22 protein-coding genes and 1 pseudogene are annotated in these 23,034 nt (G+C 57.4%); 7 read left to right on the top strand and 16 right to left on the bottom strand.

What is annotated here, in order from left to right; translation table 11 throughout:
• Positions 1-7 precede the first annotated feature (7 nt).
• Positions 8-634, top strand: coding sequence for a bifunctional nicotinamidase/pyrazinamidase (gene pncA / locus IFT53_RS08175; protein WP_192064095.1), 627 nt, complete (start codon positions 8-10; stop codon positions 632-634).
• On the opposite strand, the gene IFT53_RS08170 is transcribed toward pncA, so the two are convergent.
• On the bottom strand, positions 631-882 hold the full coding sequence (locus tag IFT53_RS08170; protein ID WP_197980168.1) for a DUF2164 domain-containing protein: 252 nt from the start codon (positions 880-882) through the stop codon (positions 631-633). The genes pncA and IFT53_RS08170 overlap by 4 nt on opposite strands.
• A gap of 144 nt (positions 883-1,026) precedes the next feature.
• Between IFT53_RS08170 and IFT53_RS08165 the strand changes: the two genes are divergently transcribed.
• Together IFT53_RS08165 and IFT53_RS08160 are read left to right on the top strand one after the other, a co-directional pair.
• The gene (locus IFT53_RS08165; protein ID WP_192064096.1) at positions 1,027-1,740 is read left to right on the top strand and encodes an AzlC family ABC transporter permease; all 714 of its coding nucleotides are present in this window, start codon (positions 1,027-1,029) and stop codon (positions 1,738-1,740) included.
• The gene (locus tag IFT53_RS08160; RefSeq protein ID WP_192064097.1) at positions 1,740-2,054 is read left to right on the top strand and encodes an AzlD family protein; all 315 of its coding nucleotides are present in this window, start codon (positions 1,740-1,742) and stop codon (positions 2,052-2,054) included. Before IFT53_RS08165 ends, IFT53_RS08160 begins: the two co-directional genes overlap by 1 nt.
• Here the strand turns inward: IFT53_RS08160 and IFT53_RS08155 are convergent.
• The 4 genes from IFT53_RS08155 to IFT53_RS08140 all read right to left on the bottom strand — a co-directional run bounded on the left by IFT53_RS08155 (position 2,044) and on the right by IFT53_RS08140 (position 5,827).
• Positions 2,044-3,879 carry an aminopeptidase P family protein gene (locus IFT53_RS08155; protein WP_192064098.1) on the bottom strand — a complete coding sequence of 612 codons (1,836 nt, stop codon included), beginning with the start codon at positions 3,877-3,879 and terminating at the stop codon, positions 2,044-2,046. The genes IFT53_RS08160 and IFT53_RS08155 overlap by 11 nt on opposite strands.
• An 88-nt stretch (positions 3,880-3,967) precedes the next feature.
• Entirely contained in the window at positions 3,968-4,846 is an 879-nt protein-coding gene (locus tag IFT53_RS08150) for a 50S ribosomal protein L11 methyltransferase (protein ID WP_342365791.1), read from the bottom strand.
• A 95-nt stretch (positions 4,847-4,941) separates the two neighbouring features.
• Complete coding sequence (locus tag IFT53_RS08145) at positions 4,942-5,541, bottom strand: SCO family protein (protein WP_192064099.1); 600 nt, start codon at positions 5,539-5,541, stop codon at positions 4,942-4,944.
• 127 nt (positions 5,542-5,668) lie between these two features.
• Complete coding sequence (locus IFT53_RS08140) at positions 5,669-5,827, bottom strand: hypothetical protein (RefSeq protein ID WP_192064100.1); 159 nt, start codon at positions 5,825-5,827, stop codon at positions 5,669-5,671.
• A 221-nt stretch (positions 5,828-6,048) separates the two neighbouring features.
• Here IFT53_RS08140 and IFT53_RS08135 point away from each other — a divergent pair, with 221 nt between their 5' ends.
• The gene (locus IFT53_RS08135) at positions 6,049-6,516 is read left to right on the top strand and encodes a chemotaxis protein CheW (RefSeq protein WP_042616074.1); all 468 of its coding nucleotides are present in this window, start codon (positions 6,049-6,051) and stop codon (positions 6,514-6,516) included.
• A 42-nt stretch (positions 6,517-6,558) separates the two neighbouring features.
• Here the strand turns inward: IFT53_RS08135 and IFT53_RS08130 are convergent, their stop codons facing one another.
• Both IFT53_RS08130 and IFT53_RS08125 read right to left on the bottom strand, forming a co-directional pair.
• The gene (locus IFT53_RS08130; protein ID WP_042616075.1) at positions 6,559-7,047 is read right to left on the bottom strand and encodes a CreA family protein; all 489 of its coding nucleotides are present in this window, start codon (positions 7,045-7,047) and stop codon (positions 6,559-6,561) included.
• Between the two features lie 68 nt (positions 7,048-7,115).
• Complete coding sequence (locus IFT53_RS08125) at positions 7,116-7,706, bottom strand: 3'-5' exonuclease (RefSeq protein ID WP_192064101.1); 591 nt, start codon at positions 7,704-7,706, stop codon at positions 7,116-7,118.
• Between the two features lie 155 nt (positions 7,707-7,861).
• Here IFT53_RS08125 and IFT53_RS08120 point away from each other — a divergent pair, with 155 nt between their 5' ends.
• Positions 7,862-8,758 (top strand): DMT family transporter, encoded by an 897-nt coding sequence (locus tag IFT53_RS08120; RefSeq protein WP_446737665.1) that lies wholly within the window; start codon positions 7,862-7,864, stop codon positions 8,756-8,758.
• A gap of 6 nt (positions 8,759-8,764) precedes the next feature.
• Here the strand turns inward: IFT53_RS08120 and ligA are convergent, their stop codons facing one another.
• Both ligA and IFT53_RS24125 read right to left on the bottom strand, forming a co-directional pair.
• Complete coding sequence (ligA, locus tag IFT53_RS08115) at positions 8,765-10,984, bottom strand: NAD-dependent DNA ligase LigA (protein ID WP_192064470.1); 2,220 nt, start codon at positions 10,982-10,984, stop codon at positions 8,765-8,767.
• 171 nt (positions 10,985-11,155) lie between these two features.
• Positions 11,156-11,368 (bottom strand): annotated as a pseudogene (locus tag IFT53_RS24125) (hypothetical protein); the annotation flags it as partial.
• Between the two features lie 114 nt (positions 11,369-11,482).
• On the opposite strand from IFT53_RS24125, the gene IFT53_RS08105 reads away from it, so the two are divergent.
• The gene (locus IFT53_RS08105) at positions 11,483-12,097 is read left to right on the top strand and encodes a LysE family translocator (RefSeq protein WP_192064103.1); all 615 of its coding nucleotides are present in this window, start codon (positions 11,483-11,485) and stop codon (positions 12,095-12,097) included.
• Here the strand turns inward: IFT53_RS08105 and recN are convergent.
• The 7 genes from recN to IFT53_RS08070 form a co-directional block, all read right to left on the bottom strand.
• Positions 12,094-13,767: a DNA repair protein RecN gene (recN, locus tag IFT53_RS08100; protein ID WP_192064104.1), complete on the bottom strand. Its 1,674-nt coding sequence runs from the start codon at positions 13,765-13,767 to the stop codon at positions 12,094-12,096. The two genes, IFT53_RS08105 and recN, sit on opposite strands and share 4 nt — an antisense overlap.
• A 16-nt stretch (positions 13,768-13,783) precedes the next feature.
• Positions 13,784-14,650: an outer membrane protein assembly factor BamD gene (locus tag IFT53_RS08095; protein ID WP_192064105.1), complete on the bottom strand. Its 867-nt coding sequence runs from the start codon at positions 14,648-14,650 to the stop codon at positions 13,784-13,786.
• A 201-nt stretch (positions 14,651-14,851) separates the two neighbouring features.
• Positions 14,852-15,814 (bottom strand): UDP-3-O-acyl-N-acetylglucosamine deacetylase, encoded by a 963-nt coding sequence (gene lpxC / locus IFT53_RS08090; RefSeq protein WP_192064471.1) that lies wholly within the window; start codon positions 15,812-15,814, stop codon positions 14,852-14,854.
• A 274-nt stretch (positions 15,815-16,088) separates the two neighbouring features.
• On the bottom strand, positions 16,089-17,834 hold the full coding sequence (ftsZ, locus tag IFT53_RS08085; RefSeq protein ID WP_042616081.1) for a cell division protein FtsZ: 1,746 nt from the start codon (positions 17,832-17,834) through the stop codon (positions 16,089-16,091).
• Between the two features lie 89 nt (positions 17,835-17,923).
• Entirely contained in the window at positions 17,924-19,255 is a 1,332-nt protein-coding gene (gene ftsA / locus IFT53_RS08080) for a cell division protein FtsA (protein ID WP_042616082.1), read from the bottom strand.
• Positions 19,252-20,181 (bottom strand): cell division protein FtsQ/DivIB, encoded by a 930-nt coding sequence (locus IFT53_RS08075; RefSeq protein ID WP_446737660.1) that lies wholly within the window; start codon positions 20,179-20,181, stop codon positions 19,252-19,254. Before IFT53_RS08075 ends, ftsA begins: the two co-directional genes overlap by 4 nt.
• Positions 20,169-21,095, bottom strand: a complete 927-nt coding sequence (locus tag IFT53_RS08070) for a D-alanine--D-alanine ligase (RefSeq protein WP_192064106.1) — start codon at positions 21,093-21,095, stop codon at positions 20,169-20,171. The genes IFT53_RS08075 and IFT53_RS08070 overlap by 13 nt, the downstream gene beginning before the upstream one ends.
• 525 nt (positions 21,096-21,620) lie before the next feature.
• On the opposite strand from IFT53_RS08070, the gene IFT53_RS08065 reads away from it, so the two are divergent.
• Positions 21,621-22,925, top strand: a complete 1,305-nt coding sequence (locus IFT53_RS08065; protein WP_192064107.1) for an MFS transporter — start codon at positions 21,621-21,623, stop codon at positions 22,923-22,925.
• Positions 22,926-23,034: the final 109 nt, after the last annotated feature.

Below are 23,034 nucleotides of genomic sequence, written 5' to 3'. Positions count from 1 at the left end.
ACACGATATGAAAGCGCTGCTGTTGGTCGATATCCAGAATGGTTTCTGCCCTGGCGGAAATCTGGCCGTGGCGGATGGTGATGCCATCGTGCCCATCGCTAATGCGCTCATCGCCAATGGCGGCTATGATCTCATCGTCGCCTCGCAGGATTGGCATCCGGCCAATCACGGCTCTTTCGCATCCCAGCATCCGGGCAAGCGCGTTTTTGAGATGGGCGAGCTTTCCGGCAAACCTCAGGTCCTCTGGCCAGATCATTGCGTCCAGGGCACGGAAGACGCCGAGTTTCACCCGGATTTGATCACCGATGCCTTCGATTACGTCCAGCAGAAGGGCGAAAATCCGGCCGTGGATAGCTACTCGGCGTTCCGCGACAATGACCAGCTGGCAACCACCGGCCTTGCGGATTATCTGGAGCGGCAGGGCGTTGAGGTGCTCGATATCTGCGGGATAGCCACGGACTATTGCGTCAGCTTTTCAGTGCAGGATGCGCTGGAGATGCTGCCTGATGTCAAAGTGCGCTTCATCGAAGATGCCAGCCGCGGGATCGATCCCGAAGGCATTCGAAACGCCGTGGTCGCAATGCGCGAAAAAGGCGTCGCGATCCTCAACAGCAGCGACATTCTGAATCTCTAGCGAATAGAAACGTACTTTTCCAACACGTCGATATCTGCGGCGGCGTCCTCCATCCGCCTACGGATCGCGTCATGGGCATCGCGAAGTCCCTGATTATAGAAGACGGGTCCCAGAATTTCAGCCAGCCGGTCAATTAGCATCTCAGCCTGAAGCGCACCGATATCGAGGTCCAGTTCATCGGCCAGAAAGGCACGCGTGGTCGAAACCATGACAACCTTGTGCTGCTTATCGATCACCACGTCCACCATCCCGGCCTCCCCGCTGCGCTCCAGCGCAAATCACGCTTCAAAGAAATCAATCTAATCATTCCTTAAATTCGTTTGTGTTGAAATATCGCGCGATGGTACGAGCGGCGACCATAGTTTCCTATTGGCATTGGACCGCATCCTCCCATGGCACATACTACGTTTCAGTCCGGCATCCGGCTCGGATTGCCCGTTGCCTTTACCGTTATTCCCTTTGGCGCGCTTTTCGGCGCCATTGCCATTGATAATGGTCTCACACTGGTTGAGGCAACGTTGATGAGTGGCGTCATCTATGCCGGGGCAAGCCAGCTTGTGGGGATCGACCTCTTCAACCAGAACCTGCCTGCCTGGCTGGTCGTGCTGTCCATCTTCGCCGTCAATTTTCGCCATATCCTCTATTCTGCGGCCATGGTGCGCATCGTGCCGGAATGGTCTATCGCCCAAAAAGCGTTCGGTTTCTTCTTTCTGGTCGATCCGCAATTTGCCGAATCGGTGCGCTTGAAGGAAACCGAGGGGCGCGTAAGCTTCCACTCCTACATGGGCTATGCGGCCATTGTTTATACGTTCTGGATGATCTCGACCGTCGTCGGCGCGTCACTCGGAAATCTGATCGGCGATCCTAAGGCCGCCGGTTTCGATGTGCTGCTTCCCATCTACTTCATGGGAACGCTGCTGGGCTTTCGCATGCGTGCCAATTTTTACCCCGTCATGCTGGCCAGTGCCGTGGGCGCAATTGCCGCCTACCATTTCGTCGGCTCTCCCTGGCATGTCAGCATTGGCGCAGTGGTGGGCATTTTTCTGGCCGTCATCCTGCCACCGGCCAAGACCGATGACAGCATCGACAAGGTGGAGGCGATCTGATGGAACAGCTGTTCAACCCTCACACATTGATCATCATCATCGCTGGCGCCATCGCCACCTATTTCACCCGCGTGGGTGGATATGTGCTGATGACGCGCATGAAGACCATCCCTCCCCGCATGGAGGCTGGCCTCAACGCCGTTCCCGTCGCGGTGCTGACCACGCTAGTCGCACCCGCCTTTTTCGAAGGCGGATACGAGGTCAAGATCGGCATCGTCTTTGCACTGATCATCGGCCTGCGCTTCCCCGGCCTGATCATGCTGGCATCAGGCTGGGCGCTTGTCGTCGCTCTGCGCTACTTCGCTATCGTGTAAGCGGCTGCGTGGCTGCATCAAGCCATTGCTGCACGTCCGCATCCTCAATCAGCGGCGTCAGCTTTTCCCGAACCTGCGCGTGGTAGGCATTCAGCCAGTCCAGCTCTTCCTCGGTCAGCAGTGGAACGATGATCAGGCGACTGTCGACCGGGCACCATGTCAGCGTCTCGAACGATAGCATCGGCAACTCGCCACCCTCGATTGCCTCTGCGGGCCGCACATGGACGAGGTTTTCGATACGAATTCCGAATGCGCCGGGACGGTAATATCCGGGCTCGTTCGAAAGGATCATGCCGGGCAGCAGCTCCTGCTGCGAAACGCGGGAAATACGCTGCGGCCCCTCATGTACCGAAAGGTAGGAGCCGACGCCGTGGCCGGTGCCATGAGCATAATCCGCCCCCGCCTTCCACAGCGCAATGCGCGCCAGCGGATCGAGATCGCAGCCCCGTGTGCCGACCGGGAAGCGCGCAACGCTGATGGCGATGAAGCCTTTGAGAACCAGCGTGAAGAAACGCTTCTGCTCTTCTGGCACAGCACCAATGGCAACCGTGCGGGTAATATCCGTGGTGCCGTTGATATATTGCGCGCCGGAATCGATGAGGAACATCTCCCCCTCGTTCAACGCACGGTCACTGTCCGTCGTCACGCGGTAGTGCATGATAGCGGCGTTTTCGCCTGCGCCTGAAATCGTATCGAAAGATATGTCCTTGAGCGGGTTCTGCATCATCTGCCCCACCCGTGTGCGCACCTCTTCAAGCGCTGTAACGGCCTTTGTTTCGGTCAGCGTGCCGGGCTGCTGCTTGTCCAGCCATGCCAGAAACTCCACCATCGCAACGCCGTCCTGCACATGGGCAGCCGCTGATCCGGCAATTTCCGCCTCGTTCTTGCAGGCACGCGGCAGCTTGACCGGATCGGGAGCCTCAACGACCTCACCACCCGCTTCGGTGATGGAACGCGTCAGCGCAATGGGCGTAACATCCGCATCGGCCAGAACGCGGCCTGCCGCACTGGCAATGGCGTGCAGCCGCGCTTCAATCTCTTCCGGCGGCAGAAGTGTTGCAATCGGGGCGAGGTGCGCTCTGACCTCATCACCCACCTTGCGTTCATCCAGAAACAGGTCGGCACTGCCATCGGCATAGACAATGGCGCGCGCCAAGGGGTGTGGGGTGTGCGGCACATCATTGCCGCGAATGTTGAAGGCCCAGGCAATGGAGGACGGGTCGGTCATGAGAACAGCATTGGCACCGCGCACTGAGACGATCTCGCCGATGGTTGCGATTTTCATCTGCGCGTGAATGCCGGTGACGCTATCCGGCTGGATCGTGACAGGCTCCATCGGCGCATCAGGGCGATCTTCCCAAAGCGGATCAAGCGGATTACTTTCCAACAGAACGACAAAGCCGCCTTTGTCCGACAAGGCCTTTTCAAAACGCTTCAGCTCAGCGCCGGTGTGCAGCCACGGGTCAAGCCCCAGGCGAAAACCCTCCGGCGCCTGGTCTGCCAGCCACTTGGAAGGCGGCGCGCCAACCAGATCACCACCCCGAAATGCGGATGGGTCCACCTGCGAGACAAGCTGCGTGGTGTAGCGTCCATCGACAAACACGATCGCTTCATGACGGGTAACCAGCACCACGCCTGCGGAACCGGTAAAGCCGGTCAGCCACGCCATCCGTTCAGCGCATGCTGGTACATATTCGCCCTGATATTCATCCGCACGTGGCACGAGAAAACCATCGATACCAAGGGCGTCAAAGGTGGCGCGAAGTGCCTCCACACGTGCCTTGCCGAATTGTGGAGTGGATTTGTTTTCGAATGACTGGAACATGCTCTGCTTTCCGAACGCCTGATATCAAAGCGGACCTTATCGCGTCACACTCGCCAACGTCCAGCCGAAAGGCATGTCTTTACAACACTCAATCCTTACGCAGATGGATGGTAACCCAGCCGTTGCGCCACAAGGTGCGCACATGGGAAAGCTTCATGCCATTATAGGCCGAAAGCACCTTCCAGCGCTGCGATGCCAGAATGCCCGAAAGGATGACCGTGCCGCCAGGGGCCAGATGCGTGACCAGCTGCGGCGCCATCTTGATGAGCGGGCGGGCCAGAATATTGGCGATGATGAGGTCGAAAGGCCCATGCTTGCGAAACGCATCGGAATGAAAACCGGGGGCCGTTTCCAGAGACATGCCGGAAACGATGCCGTTCAGCTTCGCATTTTCCTTTGCAACCCGGATGGCGATTGGGTCGATATCCGTTGCCAGCACCGGCACCGGCCGCATCTTGGCAACCGCAATCGCCAGCACGCCGCTGCCCGTGCCCAGATCCAGCGCATTGCGAATGGTGCGTGAGCGCAGCACCTGCTCGATCATCTCAAGGCAACCAGCCGTCGTGCCGTGATGGCCCGTGCCAAATGCCTGACCGGCCTCGATTTCAATCGCCAGATCGTTGATGCGAACCTTGTCGCGGTCATGCGAACCATGAACGAGGAAGCGCCCTGCCCGCACTGGCGTCAGTCCTTCGAGGGATTTGGCAATCCAGTCCACATCGGGAATGATTTCGCGCTCGACGGTCAGCTGCGGAAATGCGGATGCCAAAGCTTCCGTCACGCGGGCGCGAACATCGTCTTCATCGTTGGCGTAAAGATAGACGGATGTTTCCCAGATATCGCGCTTCTCATCCACCTCGGTATTGGCGATGGCAATATCTTCCTCGCCGAACACCTCAGACAGCAAATCCAGAACTTCACCGGACTGGACTTCGGTGGTGGACACATAAAGACGGATTTCGCTCACGGCTGAGGCTCTCTCTGCAGATGTTTCAAGCGTCAGCCTTTGCCATAAAAGCGGCTATAGTCCAATGGATTTCAGCCGATATTGTTGATGCGACATCAGCCTTTCGCGAGTTTTTCCAGCTTTTGCAGGGCAACATCAGGGTTCTCGCCGTAAGCAATGGTGCCAACAAAACGGCCTTTGCCATCCAGCAGGATCACGGATGCCGTGTGATCCATGGTGTAATCGCCATTAGGATCTTTTTCGTCCACCGGCACTTTCTTGGCGTAGATGCGGTAACCCTTCAGCGTCTGCGCAATCTTGTCAGCATCTCCTGTAATGCCGGTGATGCGCTTGGAAACATTGGAGACATACTGATTGAGAATATCGGGCGTATCGCGCTCTGGATCAACAGAGACGAAATAGGCCTGCAGCTTGGTTCCTGCAGGGTCAACCTTCTCCATCCAGCCGTTCAGCTCAAACAGTGTGGTCGGGCAAACCTCGGGGCAATGGGTAAAGCCGAAGAACAGCGCTGTCGGCTTACCCTGAAAGGCCTTCTCGGTAATGGGCTGTCCATTCTGGGCAACAAGCTGGAACGGAACACCATAGACTTCCTCGACCATCTGGTCGCGGCTCTTGGTCAGCTCCATGGTCAACCAGCCCATAACGCCAAGCAGGACAGCGACAGCGCCCCAAAGCGCAATACGGATGTTTTTCATAGCATTCCTCAATCAGCCACAACCCGGCATCTGGGCCATGCTTCTATCCCAGACGCATTGGTCTCGGCAATTGTTGAAAGGCCCGATTGGGCAAGCCGCGCTGATTTGTCTCAAACCCCGCAGGGCTTCAGAAACACCAGGCAACACCACTCTGCACGGCGGCGAGAAAAATGTCCGTTCCATGCCGCATCCAGCCCTGAAACGTCAGCACCAAAGCCAGCGAAACACCAACGGTGGCTACCGCTGCGTAAAGCAGTTTCATCTGTGCTGTCAGTAGAAATCTCATGAACACACTTATAGTGCCAAACAAACAGCCGCGAAACAAAAATAATGTGCTTGTATTAGCTCTTGCGGTGCGCCGTTAGGGAAAGTTTAAATGGTTTTTGTGCAATATGATCGCCAGCGGTCGGTAAAGCACTGACATGATGTCACCCGGAGTTTTTCGGACACCGCATATTCCCAGAATCGAAGCGGCCTGCCAGAGAGCCGCCAGGAAAAGTTCAGAACATGTCAAACGCCATCAAGCAATCCGGCGCATATCTTGAAATCGTTTCCTTCCATCTCGGCGATCAGGAATTCTGCATCGACATCATGGTGATCCGCGAAATTCGCGGCTGGGCGCCGGTCACACCGATGCCGCACACACCACCATATGTTCTCGGCCTCATCAACCTGCGCGGCGCAGTGATCCCGGTCATCGACATGGCTTGCCGTCTTGGCATGAAAATGACCGAGCCATCTGAGCGCTCCGCCATCATCGTTACCGATATCGGCGGCAAGCTTGTCGGCCTTCTGGTCGAGCAGGTTTCCGACATGATGACCATCAAATCCGAAGACCTGCAGCCTGCGCCGGAAATCATTCCAGAAGAGCAGCGCGATTTCTGCCGCGGCATCGTCGCGCTGGAAAAGAGCATGGTCTGCTTCCTCAACCTCGATACGGTCATTGCAGACGAACTGTCGCGCGAAGCCGCCTAAGGCAACGCTGCATCATCATTGTATTTGAAGAAACGGCGAGCCTTACGGCTTGCCGTTTTTCCATGTCACGGTCTGCCCATAAAGCGGCACCGTCGAAATCGCCATCTTGGCCGAACCATCGGTCAATTCGCGTGTGTGCACGAGGTAGACCAGCGTATCGTTGGCCTTGTCGTATATGCGGTTGACGACCATTTTCTTCCACACCAGCGACATCCCCTGCCGGAAGACTTCCTCACCCTTCGTGCCGAGATCGATATCGCCCACTTCCACGGGGCCAGTCTGGCTGCATGAAATAGCATTGTTGGATGGATCTTCAAACCAGTTGCCGTTCTTCAGCCGGTCAATCACGCCGCGATCGAAATAGGTCACGTGGCAGGTCACACCTTTTACCTCAGGATCGGCAATAGCCTCGACAACGATGTCGTTGCCCGTCCAGTCCACCCCCACCTTGCCGACAACCTCAGCATAGGCGGCGGTTGACAGCACAGCCGAAGCGGCGACACCCATTGCGCAAAGTACCTTTGAAACCATAACCCTAGCCCTCGTTGAGATGACATAGAGATAGGTGCTGCGGCGCAGACAACAAGCCCAGCTTATGGTCAGCGTTTGCGCATCGTGCAGGGCGCATAACCTGAGGCATGCAAGCGCCCGGCCACCATGCCGATCTTTTCGGGGATATGGTGGATGTGTTCCACCTCAACCGCCTTCGCCACCGCAATGGCCGCAGCGGCACACACCACGGCATCTTCCGCTGCATTGTGGTGCACGAAGCGCAGTTGAAGATGGTGGGCGATGATGTTGAGCTTGTGCGATGGCAGCGTCGGCCACACCCGCTGAGACATCTTCACACTGCACAGATAGGAAAGCTGCGGATAAGTCTGGCGATACTTGTCGAAGCTCGCCCGCATGACGCTAAAATCGAAAGCCGCATTATGCGCAATCATCGTCGCATCCCTGAGATCGTCGATGAACTCTTCCATCACCTCGGGAAACTCGGGCGCGTCTTCCACATCGCGTGGCTTGATGCCATGAATGGCGACGTTGAAAGGCGAAAAGCGCATATCCTTCGGGCGAATCAGCCGCTCTTCTACCCGCACGATCTGACCATTCTCGATCCAGGCCAGACCCACGGAACATGCGCTGCCCCGCTCTTCATTGGCGGTTTCAAAATCGATGGCGATGGTTTTCAAAAGGCGATTCCCGTTTGGTATTGCCACGGCATAAAGGAAAACGCCGCGAAAATGAACCATGCCACAGGAAACGGGTGGTAGAGGGCACAGGGCGACACTAGACCAATATCCGGGCTGATCATTGGGGGATAAAGAACATGGCAGTGCACAGACACATGAACGCAACCGAATGGGCGTTGCTCGTCGCTCTCTCGGTCCTGTGGGGTGGCTCCTTCTTTTTCAACGGCATCACCGTCAGGGAACTGCCGCCAGTGACCATCGTCACCCTGCGCGTCTCCATCGCTGCCGTCGCACTTCTCTTGATCTGCCGGTTGATGGGCCACCGTTGGCCGACGGATAAGCGCGTCCTGCCTGCCTTCTTCGGCATGGGCCTGCTCAACAACATCATCCCCTTCTGCCTGATCGTGTGGGGGCAGACCCAAATCGCGAGCGGCGTCGCCTCCATTCTCAACGCCACCACGCCCCTCTTCACCGTCATCGTCGCCCATGTGCTGACTGCAGATGAAAAGCTCACTATCAACAAGCTTGTGGGCATCATCATCGGCTTTGCAGGCGTTGCCACCATGATTGGCCCATCGGCGCTAACGGGCGAGAGCTCCAGCCTCTGGGGCCAGCTCGCCATTCTCGGCGCTGCGATCTCCTACGCCTTTGCGGGCATATTCGGCCGCCGCTTCAAGGTCATGGGCGTGCCTCCGCTCGTCACCGCTACCGGCCAGATTTCCGCATCGTCTCTGGTTCTCATTCCGATGGCGCTTGTCATCGATCAGCCTTGGTCACTCGCCATGCCAAGCGGGGCAGCATGGGCCGCGCTACTTGGCATCGCCCTGCTCTCCACCGCGCTCGCCTATCTGATCTTCTTCCGCATCCTGTCATCCGCAGGTGCAACCAACCTGGCGCTGGTCACCTTCCTCATTCCCGTCAGCGCCATTCTTCTGGGTTCGCTGGTGTTGGGAGAGCAACTGGAAGCCAAGCACGTCATCGGCATGGCCATGATCGCGGCAGGCCTTGTGGCCATCGACGGGCGCCTGTTTCGCAGGAAAGCCCCGCAATAGCGCGATCTATCCGCCGATCAGCGCCAGCCACTCATCCTCATCCATCGTCTGCACACCAAGTTCGCGGGCCTTGTCGAGCTTGGAGCCAGCGCCCGGTCCTGCGACCACATAATCGGTCTTTTTGGAAACGGACCCTGCGACCTTCGCGCCAAGCCCCTCGGCGCGGGCCTTGGCCTCATCGCGGGTGAATTTCTCAAGCGAGCCGGTAAACACCACCGTCTTGCCCGCCACCGGGCTTCCCTCAGTCGATGGCTTTTCGGCCTCCTTGGGGCGCAATTCCCTCATCAGCCTGTCGATCACATCGAGATTGCGCGGCTCACGATAGAACTCCACAATGGCGCGCGCCATCACCTCGCCAATGCCTTCGACGCTGTTGAGCTCTGCCCAGGCATCGCCGCTCGTGTCGGCAGCCTCTTTCATCGCGGCTTCAAACTGCTCGTAAGTGCCATAGGTTCGCGCCAGCAGCTTCGCCGTCGTTTCCCCCACATGGCGGATGCCGAGCGCGAAGATGAGCCGGTGGAGGTCGATCTCGCGCCGGGCATCAATCGCGTCGAACAGCTTCTTCACGCTGGTCTTGCCAAAGCCGTCGATATTCTCCAGCTTGGCCAGCGATTTCTCCTGCCGCGCCTTCAGCGTGAAAATGTCAGGCGCCGTTCGGATCATCAGCGCCGGGTCTTCACTCTCGAAGAAGAAATCGATCTGCTTGGTACCAAGCCCCTCGATATCGAAGGCATTGCGTGAGACGAAATGCTTGAGATGCTCCTTGGCCTGGGCCGAGCAGGCAAAACCACCTGTGCAACGCGTCACCGAATCAAGCTTGCCGGTCTTCTCGTTGCGCTCGCGAACAGCGTGGCTGCCGCACACCGGGCATTGTTTTGGAAATTCGTACCGCTTTGAACCGGCATCCCGCTTTTCCACCAGAACATCCAGCACCTGTGGAATAACATCGCCTGCCCGCTGCACAATCACCGTATCGCCCACGCGAATATCGTGATCCTCAGGGCGAATACGCTCTCCATTGTTGCCGATGCCCTCAATATAATCGGCATTGTGCAGCGTTGCATTGGTCACGACGACACCGCCAACGGTGATGGGCGTCAGCCGCGCAACGGGCGTCAGCGCACCGGTGCGGCCCACCTGTATTTCGATTTTCTCAACGGTCGTGAAAGCCTGTTCCGCCGGAAACTTGTGTGCCGTTGCCCAGCGCGGGCTGCGGGAACGAAAACCGAGGCGCTCCTGCAAATCCAGCCGGTCCACCTTATAGACCACGCCATCGATATCGTAATCGAGATCGGGTCTGGCGATCCCGATTTCGTTATAATGTTCAATCAGTTCCTGGCCGGATGTGAATCGCTTCATGAAGGGGTTCACGGGGAACTTCCATTCCCGGAACGTGTCCACGATGCCGGACTGCGTATCGGCAATGCGTGTCGGCTGCCCGGCATTGGAAACCTCACCCAGCGCATAGGCAAAAAACCGCAGCTTGCGCTTGGCCGTCACGCTGGCATCGAGCTGCCGCAGCGAGCCGGAGGCCGTGTTGCGCGGGTTGACATATGTCTGCTTGCCCTGCGCTTCCATCTGCTCGTTCAGCGCCAGAAAGTCGCTCTTGGCCATATAGACCTCACCGCGCACCTCCACCACATCAGGCACCCCCTTGGGCAAGGTATTGGGGATTTCGGTGATGGTCAGAATATTGGCCGTCACATTCTCGCCCGTCGTGCCATCCCCACGGGTCGCCGCCGTTTTCAGCCTGCCGTTCTCATAGCGGATCGACATGGAAAGCCCGTCGATCTTCGGCTCAGCGGTAAAGGCAATCGAATCATCCGGCAGGTTCCCGAGGAAGCGATAGACGGAGCTGATAAAATCAATAACATCTTTGTCGGCGAAGACATTTTCGAGCGACAACATAGGTCGAGAATGACGGATCTGCTGAAAAATAGGTGCAGGCGATGCCCCAACGCGGTTTTGGAGTTCGTCTCTGAGGGCAGAAAACTTGTCGCTAAATTCCAAGAATCCAGCATAAAATCGCTTGATATTATCAAATTCAAAATCAGAGAGGATCGGATCATCATGAATATGATATTTATCGTCAGCGTATAGTACAAAGTCTCGAAGTGTTCGAAGTTCTTTTTCTGTTCGGGATGACTTAGACGATATAAAACGCCTGATCTCCTCTACTTTGTCAGCACCCTTTTTCCCCTGAATTCGTTCATGAAATTTGAACATATCATCGATTACTGTCTGCCCGCCCTGGTTATAAAAGGTACGGAGTGCAGAAACCAAGTCCGCTTTGTTTAAATTTTGAGCAACGAATAAATAGTCATCCGCTATTAAGTTAATCTTTTGCTCAACCTTCTCGTAGTCTTGTTTGGACGGCAGATAAGTCGCACGAATTGCGCTAGGACTATCAGCGCGCACCAGATCAGGAAACGCCGCCTCGATCGCATCATTGCGGCGCTTCAGCGCATCATATTCAGCGTCTGATACCTCCGGCGCATCCTTGCCGTGATAAAGCGCATCATGCCGCGCCAGCTCGGCGGCCAGAAATGCCAGCTCGGCAGAAGCCTCAAGCTCGGACAATTTTTCCACCGGGATTTGATCTTGCGACATCGAACGGGCCTCATGCTTGAACAGACTTCGTTTTTAACGAAGGCGGGCCACTTTTCAACGCCCCGCATTCGCGTAACATCACAATTCAGATTGTTTCTCACGCGGAGCACACTGATGGATTCGATGACGCTGTTCGCCTTTGCTGCCACCTTCTTCGTATTTGCAGCAAGCCCCGGCCCCGATAATATGACCATCGTTGCCCGCACCATCACCCATGGCGCAGCCTCCGGTTTGGCCTATGGCGCGGGCACAGTTGCGGGTATCCTAGTTTTCCTCACACTCGCCGCCTTTGGCCTATCGATGCTTGCAGCTGAAATGGGTTCAGTCATGACCGTGCTGCGCTATGGCGGCGCTGCCTATCTGATCTGGATGGGTATTAAATTGTGGACGGCAGAACCTGTGGTGCCGGATCTGCAATCCGTCAAAGCCCGTGGAAATCTGTTTTCGATCTTCGCAACCGGCATGGCGCTCAATCTTGGAAACCCGAAAATGCCGCTCTTCTATGTCGCCCTGCTCCCGAATGTCGTGGGTGCATCACTGACCGTGGATCATCTGGCCGCGCTGGCGTTCGTCATTCTCGCGGTTGAAGCTGTCGTTATCGGCGGACATGTCGCGCTGGCCGTGCGCGCCCGCACGCTGTTGCACTCGCCTAAAATCGTGCGCAGGGTCAACCGTACGGCTGGTGGCCTGATGATAGGTTCGGGCATGGCAGTGGCGGTCAGCCGTTAGTCTTTCGCCGCCAGCAGGCGCGCCGCCGCTGCCCTTGCCTCATCGGTCACGGATGCACCGGCCAACATGCGGGCGATTTCCTCCGTGCGGTGTTCGGGGAGCATGGTGGTTACGCGGGTGGCTATCCGCTCAGAACCATCGCCGGATGGTCCCTTGGAAATCAACAGATGCGTCGCAGCGCGGGCGGCGACCTGCGGTGCGTGGGTGACAGACAGAACCTGCACGGTTTTCGAAAGCCGTCTCAACCGCTGGCCGATAGCATCTGCCACAGCACCTCCAACGCCGGTGTCGATTTCATCGAAGACCAGCGTGGGCGCAGAACCGCGATCCGCCAGCGCGACCTTGAGCGCCAGCAGGAAGCGCGAAAGCTCGCCGCCGGACGCTACTTTCATGATCGGCCCTGGGCGCGTGCCGGGATTGGTCTGCACGTGGAACTCAACGACATCGATACCATCAGCCGTCGCAGATGCCTCGCCGCTGGTCACTTCAACGCTAAAGCGCGCCCGCTCCAGCTTCAACGCTGGTAGCTCGGCCATCACGGCTTCAGACAAGGCCGATGCCGCGGTGTGGCGCTTTTCCGAGAGAGAATTGGCTGCCCGGTCGAAGTCTGATTTCACGATGCCGAGATTCTTTTCCAGCTGAGCAAGTTTTTCCTCGCCCGCATCCAGATCGGCAAGATCGGCCACCATGCGCTCGGCCAGCGCCGGAAGCTCAGTCACGGGAACGGAATATTTGCGGGCCGCAGCGCGCAGACCAAACAGACGCTCCTCGACGCGCTCCAGCTCGCGCGGGTCGAACTCGGTGCGGCGCAGCGCGCTCTCCACTTCCATCTGCGCGTTGGAAAGATTATCGAGCGCCGCGTCCAGCAACTGCACGGTTTCTTCCAGAAGACCGGGCGCCTCGTGGCTCTTGCGCTCCAGACGTCGCATCATCGAGGCAATGACTGGCACGGGAGATGCGTTGCCGTTCAGAAAATCGCTCGCTTCGGCAATGTCGCCCGCAATGCGCTCGGATTTCTGCATTACAGCGCGGCGTTCGGCAAGCTCGTCCTCTTCGCCATCCAGCGGCGCCAGAACTTCCAGCTCTTCAACGGATGCGCGCAGATAATCCGCCTCGCGTGCCGCGGCTTCCACCTTGGCGCGGTGAACTTTGAGGCCGCGCTCGGCGTCCTTCCAGGTGCGGTAGAGCGATTGCACCGAGACGACTTCATCGGTCAAACCCGCAAATGCGTCGAGAAGTGTGCGGTGTGCGTTGGTATCGACCAGCGCGCGGTCATCATGCTGACCGTGGATTTCCACCATATGCTGGCCAAGCTGGCGCATCAGCTGCACGGAAACGGCCTGATCGTTGACATAGGCCTTGGTACGACCATCGGCGGATTGAACGCGACGGAAAATCAGATCGCCATCGTCATCGAGGCCATTGTCACGCATCAAAAGGCGGGCCGGATGCTCCATGCCCACTTCGAATGTTGCTGTGACCTGCCCCTTGTCTTCGCCATGGCGCACGAGGCCGCCATCGCCGCGCCCGCCAAGGGCCAGCGAAAGGCTGTCGAGAAGAATGGATTTGCCCGCACCCGTTTCACCGGTGAGCACAGAAAGGCCCGCCTCGAACCCTAGGTCGAGCCGTTCGATCAGAACGATGTCGCGGATCGATAGCTGGACCAACATGTCTTATGCTCTATTCTCAGGCACCCACGATTTTCTTGCCGGCGCGGGAAATCCAGGATTCCTTGTTCTCGCGTGGCTCAAGCCCCTGCCCCTTCAACAGCTTGTAGGTATCGCCGTACCATTGGCTATCAGGGTAGTTGTTGCCAAGAACGGCAGCAGCTGTCTGTGCCTCATCCGTCAGGCCCATGGCATAATAGGCTTCAGTCAGACGCGCCAAAGCTTCTTCGATCTGGTTAGTGTTCTGGTACTGCTCGACAACGATGCGGAAGCGCGAAACGGCAGCAAGATATTCCTTGCGCTCGAGATAATAACGGCCAACCTGCATTTCACGGCCAGCCAGCTGGTCACGAGCAAAGCGAATCTTGACCTGCGCATCCGGCACATATTCAGAGGTTGGATAATCGTTCACAACCTTGTTCATCGCGTCAATCGTGCGCTGTGCAGCGCGCTGATCCTGCGTCACATCGGCGATCTGCTTGGAATAGGCCAGACCAATCATGTACTGAACGTAGGCCGCATCCTTGGCGCGGGGATATTGCTTGAGAAAGCGCGAGCCAGAGGTGATGGCTGCTTCGTTCTGATTCTGGCGCGTTGCGATGAACGTGTTCATGACAAGCGCCTTCTGGCCCCATTCTGTAAACGGGTATTGCTTGTCGATGGCGGAGAACTTGCGACCAGCTTCCGTCATGTTGCCAGCATTCATGTTGGCAAGGCCCTGCTTGTACAGAACGTCAGGCGGATCAGTCTCAACGCCAAGCTTTGTAATGTCGATATCGGGATCGGACTGGCAAGACGTTACAAGCGTTCCGGCGCCGATCAGCATTAGCGATACGAGTGCTCCCCGTACCGTTCCATTCATTGCACCAGACACTACACGCTTCATTCGTCAGTTCCCACTTCCTGCGTCAATACAGAACATCGGCTTCTACAAGGCGTTTCTAGCCATAAAAGCGTTAGTAGGGCAACGCAATGATGAAGCAATAACGCATTTTTATGGCGCGGCACCCTGTCGTTGATGATTATCTTTGACCCGCACAGAAAAAAGCCGCCCCAAAGGACGGCTCTTCTTTCAACAATTCACTGCTTACGCAGACCAGGGCGCAAATTCCAGCTGCTGCTGCACAGGAACAAACTCCCGTGCGCGAACAACCGGGCTGCGCGCGGCTGGCGCTTCTACAATTTCATAGGCGGTTGGATCGCTCAACAGCGCCTTCAGCGCGTTGGCATTGACCTTGTGGCCGCCGCGATAAGAACGATAGCAGCCGATGAACTGCGCGCCTGCCAGGGCCAGATCGCCAACGGCATCCAGCGTCTTGTGGCGCACGAACTCGTCTTTTTCGTAACGCAGGCCTTCCATGTTGATGACCGTATGATCATCGGAAATCACGACGGAATTTTCAAGCGACGAACCCAGCGCGTAACCAGCAGCCCAAAGGCGCTCGACATCACGCATGAAACCGAAGGTACGGGCGCGAGAAAGCTCGTTCTTGAAGGTCTCAGCCGTCAGATCGCCCTTCCATGTCTGCCGACCGATCAACGGCGTGTCAAAATCGATCTCGACTTCAAACCGCGTGCCGTCATAGGGGCGGAACTCGGCCCATGATGCACCAGCCTCGATGCGCACAGGCTTCACCACGCGGATGTAGCGGCGCTTCACACCAAGATTAACAGTGCCAACTGATTCGATGGCTTCGATGAAAGGCGCAGAGCTTCCATCCATGATCGGAACTTCTGGACCATCGACTTCGACGATCAGGTTATCGATGCCCATGGCATAGATACCGGCCATCACATGCTCAACCGTCGCAACGGACTGCGCTGCCGAGCGACCGATGACGGTGCAAAGATCGGTATTGCCGACATTGGCCGAAACGGCTTTCAGTTCGGTCATGTCGCCATTGTCATGCTGGCGGCTGAACACGATGCCTGTGCCCGCTTCCGCCGGCTGGAACGTCATGGAAACCGGGTTGCCGGAATGCACGCCAATGCCATTCAGTTGAACGGAGTTGGCGATTGTTGTCTGGAAACCGAGCAGTCCGATGGTCATGCGAGTAAGCCTTTTCATGTGAACCTGCGCGATATACCCGCACGATCCAAATTTCAACCGGGGACGATAACCTTAGGCTGTGCCACGTTACCCTCTCGCCTTAGGGTCATACATACGCACTGTCAGACGCTATCTCAAATCACTGTTGATTTCGCTTTGTAACAGACCCAAACGTTTGAAATTGCTAAATTAACCGGCAGCAAATTCACCTCATTATAACGAAATACCCGGGCCTTTGGGACCCGGGTATCGCTTGAGATCAAGAATCGACAGATCAATTCGACTGGCGGCGAAGGAATGCCGGAATTTCGAGCTGGTCGTCATCATGCTGGCTGGCAGACGATGGCGTCTGACGGCCGTGGTCATCCAGGTTGCCACGACGTGGTGCGTAGAGGCTGGCTTCCTGCGACAGCGGGCGACGCTGTGCAGCAGCGCTCGGCGCGTCCGTCATGTCGGATGGAACGGCTTCGTCTTCATCACGGCGACCAAGAGAATTGGTGATCCGCTTCAAAAGACCCATTGGGCCACGCTCTTCCGGCACAGCAGAAGCCGGGTGGGCGCGATGGTCCATCTCAGCCTTTACGACCGGAGGGAAGTCCTCGACCTTTGGCATACGAACTGGCTCAGGCGCACGGGCGACTGGAGCTGGTTCCTGGTAAACCGGAGCCGGAGCCTGCATGCGAGGAGCAGGTGCTGCGACCTGTTCTGGAGCATGGTAGGCTGGCGCAGGTGCAGTGTGCACCGGTGCTGCGGGGCGAGCAGCAACCGGTGCTTCCGCTGGAGCAGCTGCGAACAGCTTGCTCTGAGGCCGGAATTCGGCTTCTGCCTGGGCCTGACGAAGCCGCTGTTCAGCAGCTGCCAGTGCCAGTTCCCGTTCCATTTCGGCTTCGCGAATGGTCTGGGCAACAGGGTCGATAGTCGTCTTTGGTGCCTGCATCACTGGGGCAGGCTGCACTGCGGCCGGAGCAGAAGCAACGGCCGCGGAAGGACGGATAAGTGGCTTTGCAGCAGCAGCCTGGCGCAGTTCTTCTGCGTTGCGCTCCATCTGGCCAGGAACACGGTCGATGCCTGTAGCAACAACCGACACGCGGATGAGGCCTTCCAGAGCTTCGTCGAATGTCGCGCCGAGGATGATGTTTGCATCCGGATCAACTTCTTCGCGAATACGGGTCGCAGCTTCGTCGACTTCGAACAGGGTCATATCGCGACCACCGGTGATGGAGATCAGGAGGCCCTGCGCACCCTTCATCGATGTTTCGTCCAGCAGCGGGTTAGCAATGGCCGCTTCGGCAGCCTGCATTGCGCGGCCCTGGCCGGAAGCCTCGCCTGTACCCATCATTGCACGGCCCATTTCGCGCATGACCGAGCGAACGTCAGCGAAGTCGAGGTTGATAAGACCTTCCTTCACCATCAGGTCGGTAATGCAGGCAACGCCGGAGTAGAGAACCTGGTCAGCCATTGCGAAGGCATCGGCAAAGGTCGTCTTGTCGTTGGCAATACGGAAGAGGTTCTGGTTTGGAATGACGATCAGCGTATCGACGGACTTCTGCAGTTCCTCAATGCCCTGTTCGGCCAGACGCATGCGGCGACCGCCTTCGAAGTGGAAAGGCTTGGTCACGACGCCAACCGTCAGAATGCCCTTGTTGCGGGCAGCCTGTGCAACGACTGGAGCAGCACCGGTACCGGTACCGCCACCCATGCCGGCTGTTACGAAGCACATGTGCGTGCCGTTCAGGTGATCGATGATTTCATCGATGCACTCTTCAGCAGCAGCGCGACCGACTTCTGGCTGCGAACCTGCGCCCAGACCTTCGGTAACATTGACGCCGAGCTGAATGACCCGGTCTGCCTTCGTCATGGTCAAGGCCTGTGCGTCCGTGTTGGCGACAACGAAGTCGACGCCCTGAAGACCTGCCGTGATCATGTTGTTGACAGCATTACCGCCGCCACCGCCAACGCCGAAAACGGTGATACGTGGCTTCAGCTCGGTGATATCAGGCTTTTGCAGCTGTATCGTCATTTTAACATTCCTTCTTTCTCTGGCCGCATCGCCCCGCAGACCAATTCATCTCAACTTTGCTCAGTCCCCTGCCTGTGGGCAGACAGAGGTCAGAAACTTTCCTTCAGCCATTGCCCGACACGGGCTATCCGGCCACTACCTGTTCCGAACGGCGAGAACATTCCGCTCTGCGCCGCGTGGATTTCTATGTCCGCGATCTGCGGATAAATCATCAGCCCGCAGGCTGTGGAAAAGGCCGGGCCTTTGGCCGCGACCGGCAGGCCGGACACGCCCATGGGACGGCCGATGCGCACGTTGCGGGCAAGAATGCGCCGCGCCGTTTCCGGCAGGCCGGTCAGCTGACTGGCACCTCCGGTCAGAACCACACGCTTTCCAACAATCGGGGAAAAACCCGATTTCTGAATACGATCGCGGATCAGTTCCAATGTTTCTTCAATGCGGGCCCGCACGATACGGCTGACAAGCGCGCGAGACACCTGGGAAGGCTGGTCGCGGTCATCTTCGCCAATCGGCGGAACAGCAATCATGTCCCGGTCGTCTGAACCGTTGGCCAGCGCCGAACCGTGAACGACCTTCAACCGCTCCGCATCTTCGATACGTGTGGAAAGACCACGCGCCAGATCCGTGGTGACATGATGACCACCAAGGCCGATAGCATCGGTGTGAACCAGACGACCCTCGGCAAAAACCGAAATCGTCGTCGTACCGCCGCCCATATCGATGGCCGCGCAACCCAGCTCGACTTCATCATCCACCAATGCCGCAAGGCCGCTGGCATAAGGTGTGGCAACAATGCCCTCCACTGACAAGTGAGCGCGGTTGATGCACAGTTCCAGGTTCTTCAGCGCTGTGCGCTCAGCCGTCACCACATGCATGTCCACGCCCAGCATATCGCCATACATGGACAATGGGTCACGAATGCCGCGCTCTCCATCCAGCGAATAGCCTGTTGGCAGCGAGTGCAGAATGGCCCGGTCCTGCCGCAGGGACTGCTGGCTGGCCGCAATCAGAACCTTGCGCAGATCGCCCGATTCCACTTCCTGGCCGCCCAGATCGATGCTGGCGGTATAGATATCGCTGGCCAGACGGCCTGCGGAAACATTGACGATCAGGCTATCGACCGTCAGGCCCGCCATGCGCTCGGCTGCATCGACAGCCAGACGAATGACGCCTTCCAGCGCATCCAGATCAGCAATCACGCCGGATTTCACACCGCGCGAACGCTGGTGGCCGATGCCGATGACTTCAACCTTGTGCGTGCGTCCGGGCAGCACTTCGGTTTCCTCACGCGGCGTGAGGCGACCAATCATGCAAACAACCTTGGTGGAGCCGATATCAAGAACCGAAACCACGTGGCTGCGCTTGGAAGACAAAGGCTTCAACCGCGGGAGGCCGAACTGGGAAGAACCAAAAAAGCTCATGTGTTCTTCTCCGCCAGTTTGATCGCCTTGGTGCGTGCTTCGACAGCCTTCTGGCGACGCTCAGCCGCACCCTCTGTCAGCTGCACGGTCGTGCGGTCTGAAAGACGCAGATCGACAGCGGCGACATCACGCGAGAGAACTTTTTCTTCCATGTCCATGCGCGCCAGAAGCTGCAGCGCCTTTGGCACGTTTTCTTCCGGCAGCTTGACGACGATACCGTTGTCCAGATGCAGGTCCCAACGACGGCCGGCAATGCGAACATAGGCGCGAACGCGGTTGCGAATTTCCGGCCAGTCGGCCAGTTCTTCCACGAAGCCAGCAGCACCCGTTTCAGCATCACGACCCACAAACAGCGGCAAACCGGCATATTTGTTGTCACGCAGAGGCGCGATGACGCTGCCGCTCTTCTCAATGAGCGAAAGCTCCGAACCATGCTGCCAGATGCCGAAGGCTTCACGCTCTTTCAGGCGCACTTCGATGGTCTTGGGATAGATCTTGCGAACATCCACATCTTCCACCCAGGGCAGTTCCGTCAGCTTCTTGCGCGCAGCATTCACATCCAGCGCGATCAGCGACGTTGCGCCGTCCAGGCCCAGAAGCTGGAACACATCGATTTCCGATGTCTGAATATTGCCGGATACCTTGACGTCTTCAATGGCGAAGCCAGCGGCAGATGTCGTTGCCTGCGTTACCACGTTTGTGTGGCCACCCAGCGACATGCCGTAAAGGCCAACGCTTGCAAAGAACAAAGCCGTAGCCAGCGTGCCGGTGTGTGCGGGAATGTGGACACGCCCAGTCGCCAGCGAAACGCCGAAGCGAAACGCCTTGCGCAACCGGCGCGGCAAGACCATCCGTTCATCACCGGAAGCAGCAGCGAATTGCTCGCGCTTTTTAACTGACGACTTTTTGCCTGCTATCGCGAACACGAAGCGTCCTCCACCATCCAGCGGACAAACTCGCCAAAGGAGCGTCCTGCATGAGCTGCCATTTCGGGCACGAGGGAGGTCGGCGTCATGCCCGGCTGAGTGTTAATCTCAAGCCAGATCAATTCACCTTCTTCTGAGAAACGGTCGTCGTAGCGGAAGTCGGAACGGCTTACGCCACGGCAGCCAATCACCTGATGCGCCATCACCGCCAATGATTGGATTTTTTGGTAAATTTTTGGTGAAATTTCCGCAGGAATGACATGCTTTGAGCCACCCTTCGCATATTTCGCATCATAATCGTAAAATGCGTGGCCCATCGGTACCACTTCGGTAACGGCCAAAGCCTCACCATTCATCACGCCGCAGGTGAACTCGCGACCGTGAATATAGCGCTCGACCATCACGGCATCACCGTAACGCCATTCGCTGGAACCGAGGATCTGCGGCGGGTGCGACTGGTCTTCCTTGACCATCACAACACCGAAGCTGGAACCTTCGCTAACGGGCTTGACGACATAGGGCGGCGCAAGCGGATGCTCGTTGCCGATGTCAAAACGGTTCAGCACCTTCTCGACAGCGACAGGAATGCCAGCTGCGGCAGCAACCTTCTTGGCCTGCGATTTGTTCATCGCCAGAGAGGACGCCAGAACGCCGGAATGGGTATAGGGGATTTCGAGATATTCGAGAATGCCCTGAATGGTGCCATCTTCGCCGTAAGGACCATGGAGCGCATTGAACACGACGTCAGGGCGCAGCGCAGAAAGCGTCGCGGCAACATTCCGGTCCACGTCAACACGCGTAACCTTGTAGCCCTCGCCTTCCAGAGCTGTGGCGCAAGCCTCTCCCGATGAGAGGCTGACCGGCCGCTCTGAAGAAAACCCACCCATAAGAACAGCTACGTGTTTGCCGCTCATGAAAACCTCTGACACAAAAATCACCTGAACAAAAATTGCAGATCCTTAGCTGGCTCTGCGATTCTCTCGTCCGCTTCGTCACCAATCACTAAGCGCCATTAAGGTTAATGAAGTGTTTACTTTCGTTAACCGATGGCCCCGATGACGTGATTTTTGTTAAAGAATCACTAGAGGTGCGAATTCCTCCCTTGGAATCAGAGAGTTGCGGCCATTGCAAGATTCAGATTACCAGCTGGATAAAATAAAATCGCGGCATGCGCCCCAGCGATGGCCCGCAATAGCAAGGCCAAACAGTTAACGGCAGCGCGTTTTCCCCAGCCATTTCTGGTGAAAATCGGGACAAAAACCGGCCCAGAAGAGCGCAGCTGAGCGCGCCTACGGCGCGAGCCAATATGAAACATTGCAGAAAATCGGGCTTTTTTTCGCAATATTGCGTCTGGATCGTTCCAAAGGACAAAAAATTGCGTTAACCCACCGCAATCCCTCCCAAGAGTGATAAGTGTTACTTAACAACGGATTCAAAAAATGACCGACGCGATATCTCCCATATCGCCGCCCGCTGACAATGCGAACGATGTAAAGACAAATTCGCCTGCACGAGTTCTTACTGCCAGCGTGGTCGGCACGACCATCGAGTTCTTCGACTTCTACGTCTACGCGACCGCCGCTGTGCTCGTGTTCCCAACATTGTTCTTCCCGAACAATGACCCGATGACAGCGCTTCTGGCATCTTTCGCCACCTTCTCCATCGCCTTCTTCGCCCGCCCGCTGGGTGCCGTGGTCTTTGGCCATTACGGCGACCGCGTTGGCCGCAAGACGACACTTGTCGCCGCCCTTCTGACCATGGGCGTTTCCACCGTCATCATCGGCCTGCTGCCTTCTTACGAGACAGCTGGCGTTCTGGCGCCGCTGCTTCTGGCGCTGTGCCGTTTCGGTCAGGGCTTTGGCCTTGGCGGTGAATGGGGTGGCGCTGTGCTTCTGGCAACGGAAAACGCACCGCCCGGCAAGCGCAGCTGGTACGGCATGTTCCCGCAGCTTGGCGCGCCGCTCGGCCTCTTCCTGTCTTCGGGCGTGTTCTGGATCCTGCTTCACTTCATGTCTCAGGAAGCCCTGCTCAGCTGGGGCTGGCGCATTCCCTTCGTCGCGTCCATCATCCTGATTGCCGTTGGCCTGTGGGTTCGCCTTTCGATTACGGAAACACCCGCATTCCAGAAAGCCATCGACAAGGATGAGCGCGTGGCTGTGCCTGTGGCGGAGCTTTTCCGCAACCACAAACGCAGCCTGGCGCTTGGCACATTCGTGGCGTTGGCTACCTTCGTGCTGTTTTACATCGGCACCGCCTACCTTCTGTCCTACAACGTCAAGATCCTGAAAATCCCGTTCCTGGACGCACTCGAAGTGCAGATCCTCGGCTCCATCGTCTTCGGTCTCTTCATTCCCTTTGCCGGAAAGCTTGCCGAGCGTTTCGGACGTCGTGAAATCCTCATCATCACCACGGTGCTGATTGCAGGCTTCTCCTTCTTCCTGCCCGGCCTGATGAGCGGTGGTGAAGGCATGATCTTCCTGTTCGCAGCTCTTGCCATGGCGCTGATGGGCATGACCTATGGCCTTATCGGAACGGCCCTCGCCGCTCCCTTCCCCACCACGGTCCGCTACACCGGCTCATCCATCACTTTCAACATGGCCGGCATTTTCGGTGCGTCGCTCGCACCCTATATCGCCACATGGCTGCAGGTGAATTACGGCATGACCTATGTCGGCTACTACCTCTGCGCTGCGGCCATCATCACGCTGGCCTGCATCCTGCTGTCGCGCAAGGATGAAGTCTGAGGTTTGAATCAAACCCAAAGAAAAACCCGCGAAGTCATTGGCTTCGCGGGTTTTTTAGTGTCTTCGCATCATTCGACTTTGCAGCTTATCCCGCCGGGCGCGGTGCGCA

Origin of the sequence: Rhizobium sp. CFBP 13644 (genome assembly GCF_014842165.1) — a bacterium.
Classification (GTDB): Bacteria; Pseudomonadota; Alphaproteobacteria; order Rhizobiales; family Rhizobiaceae; genus Agrobacterium; species Agrobacterium tumefaciens_C.
Note: the sequence above shows the minus strand (reverse complement) of the source record. Positions and strands in the feature narration are given on the sequence as shown.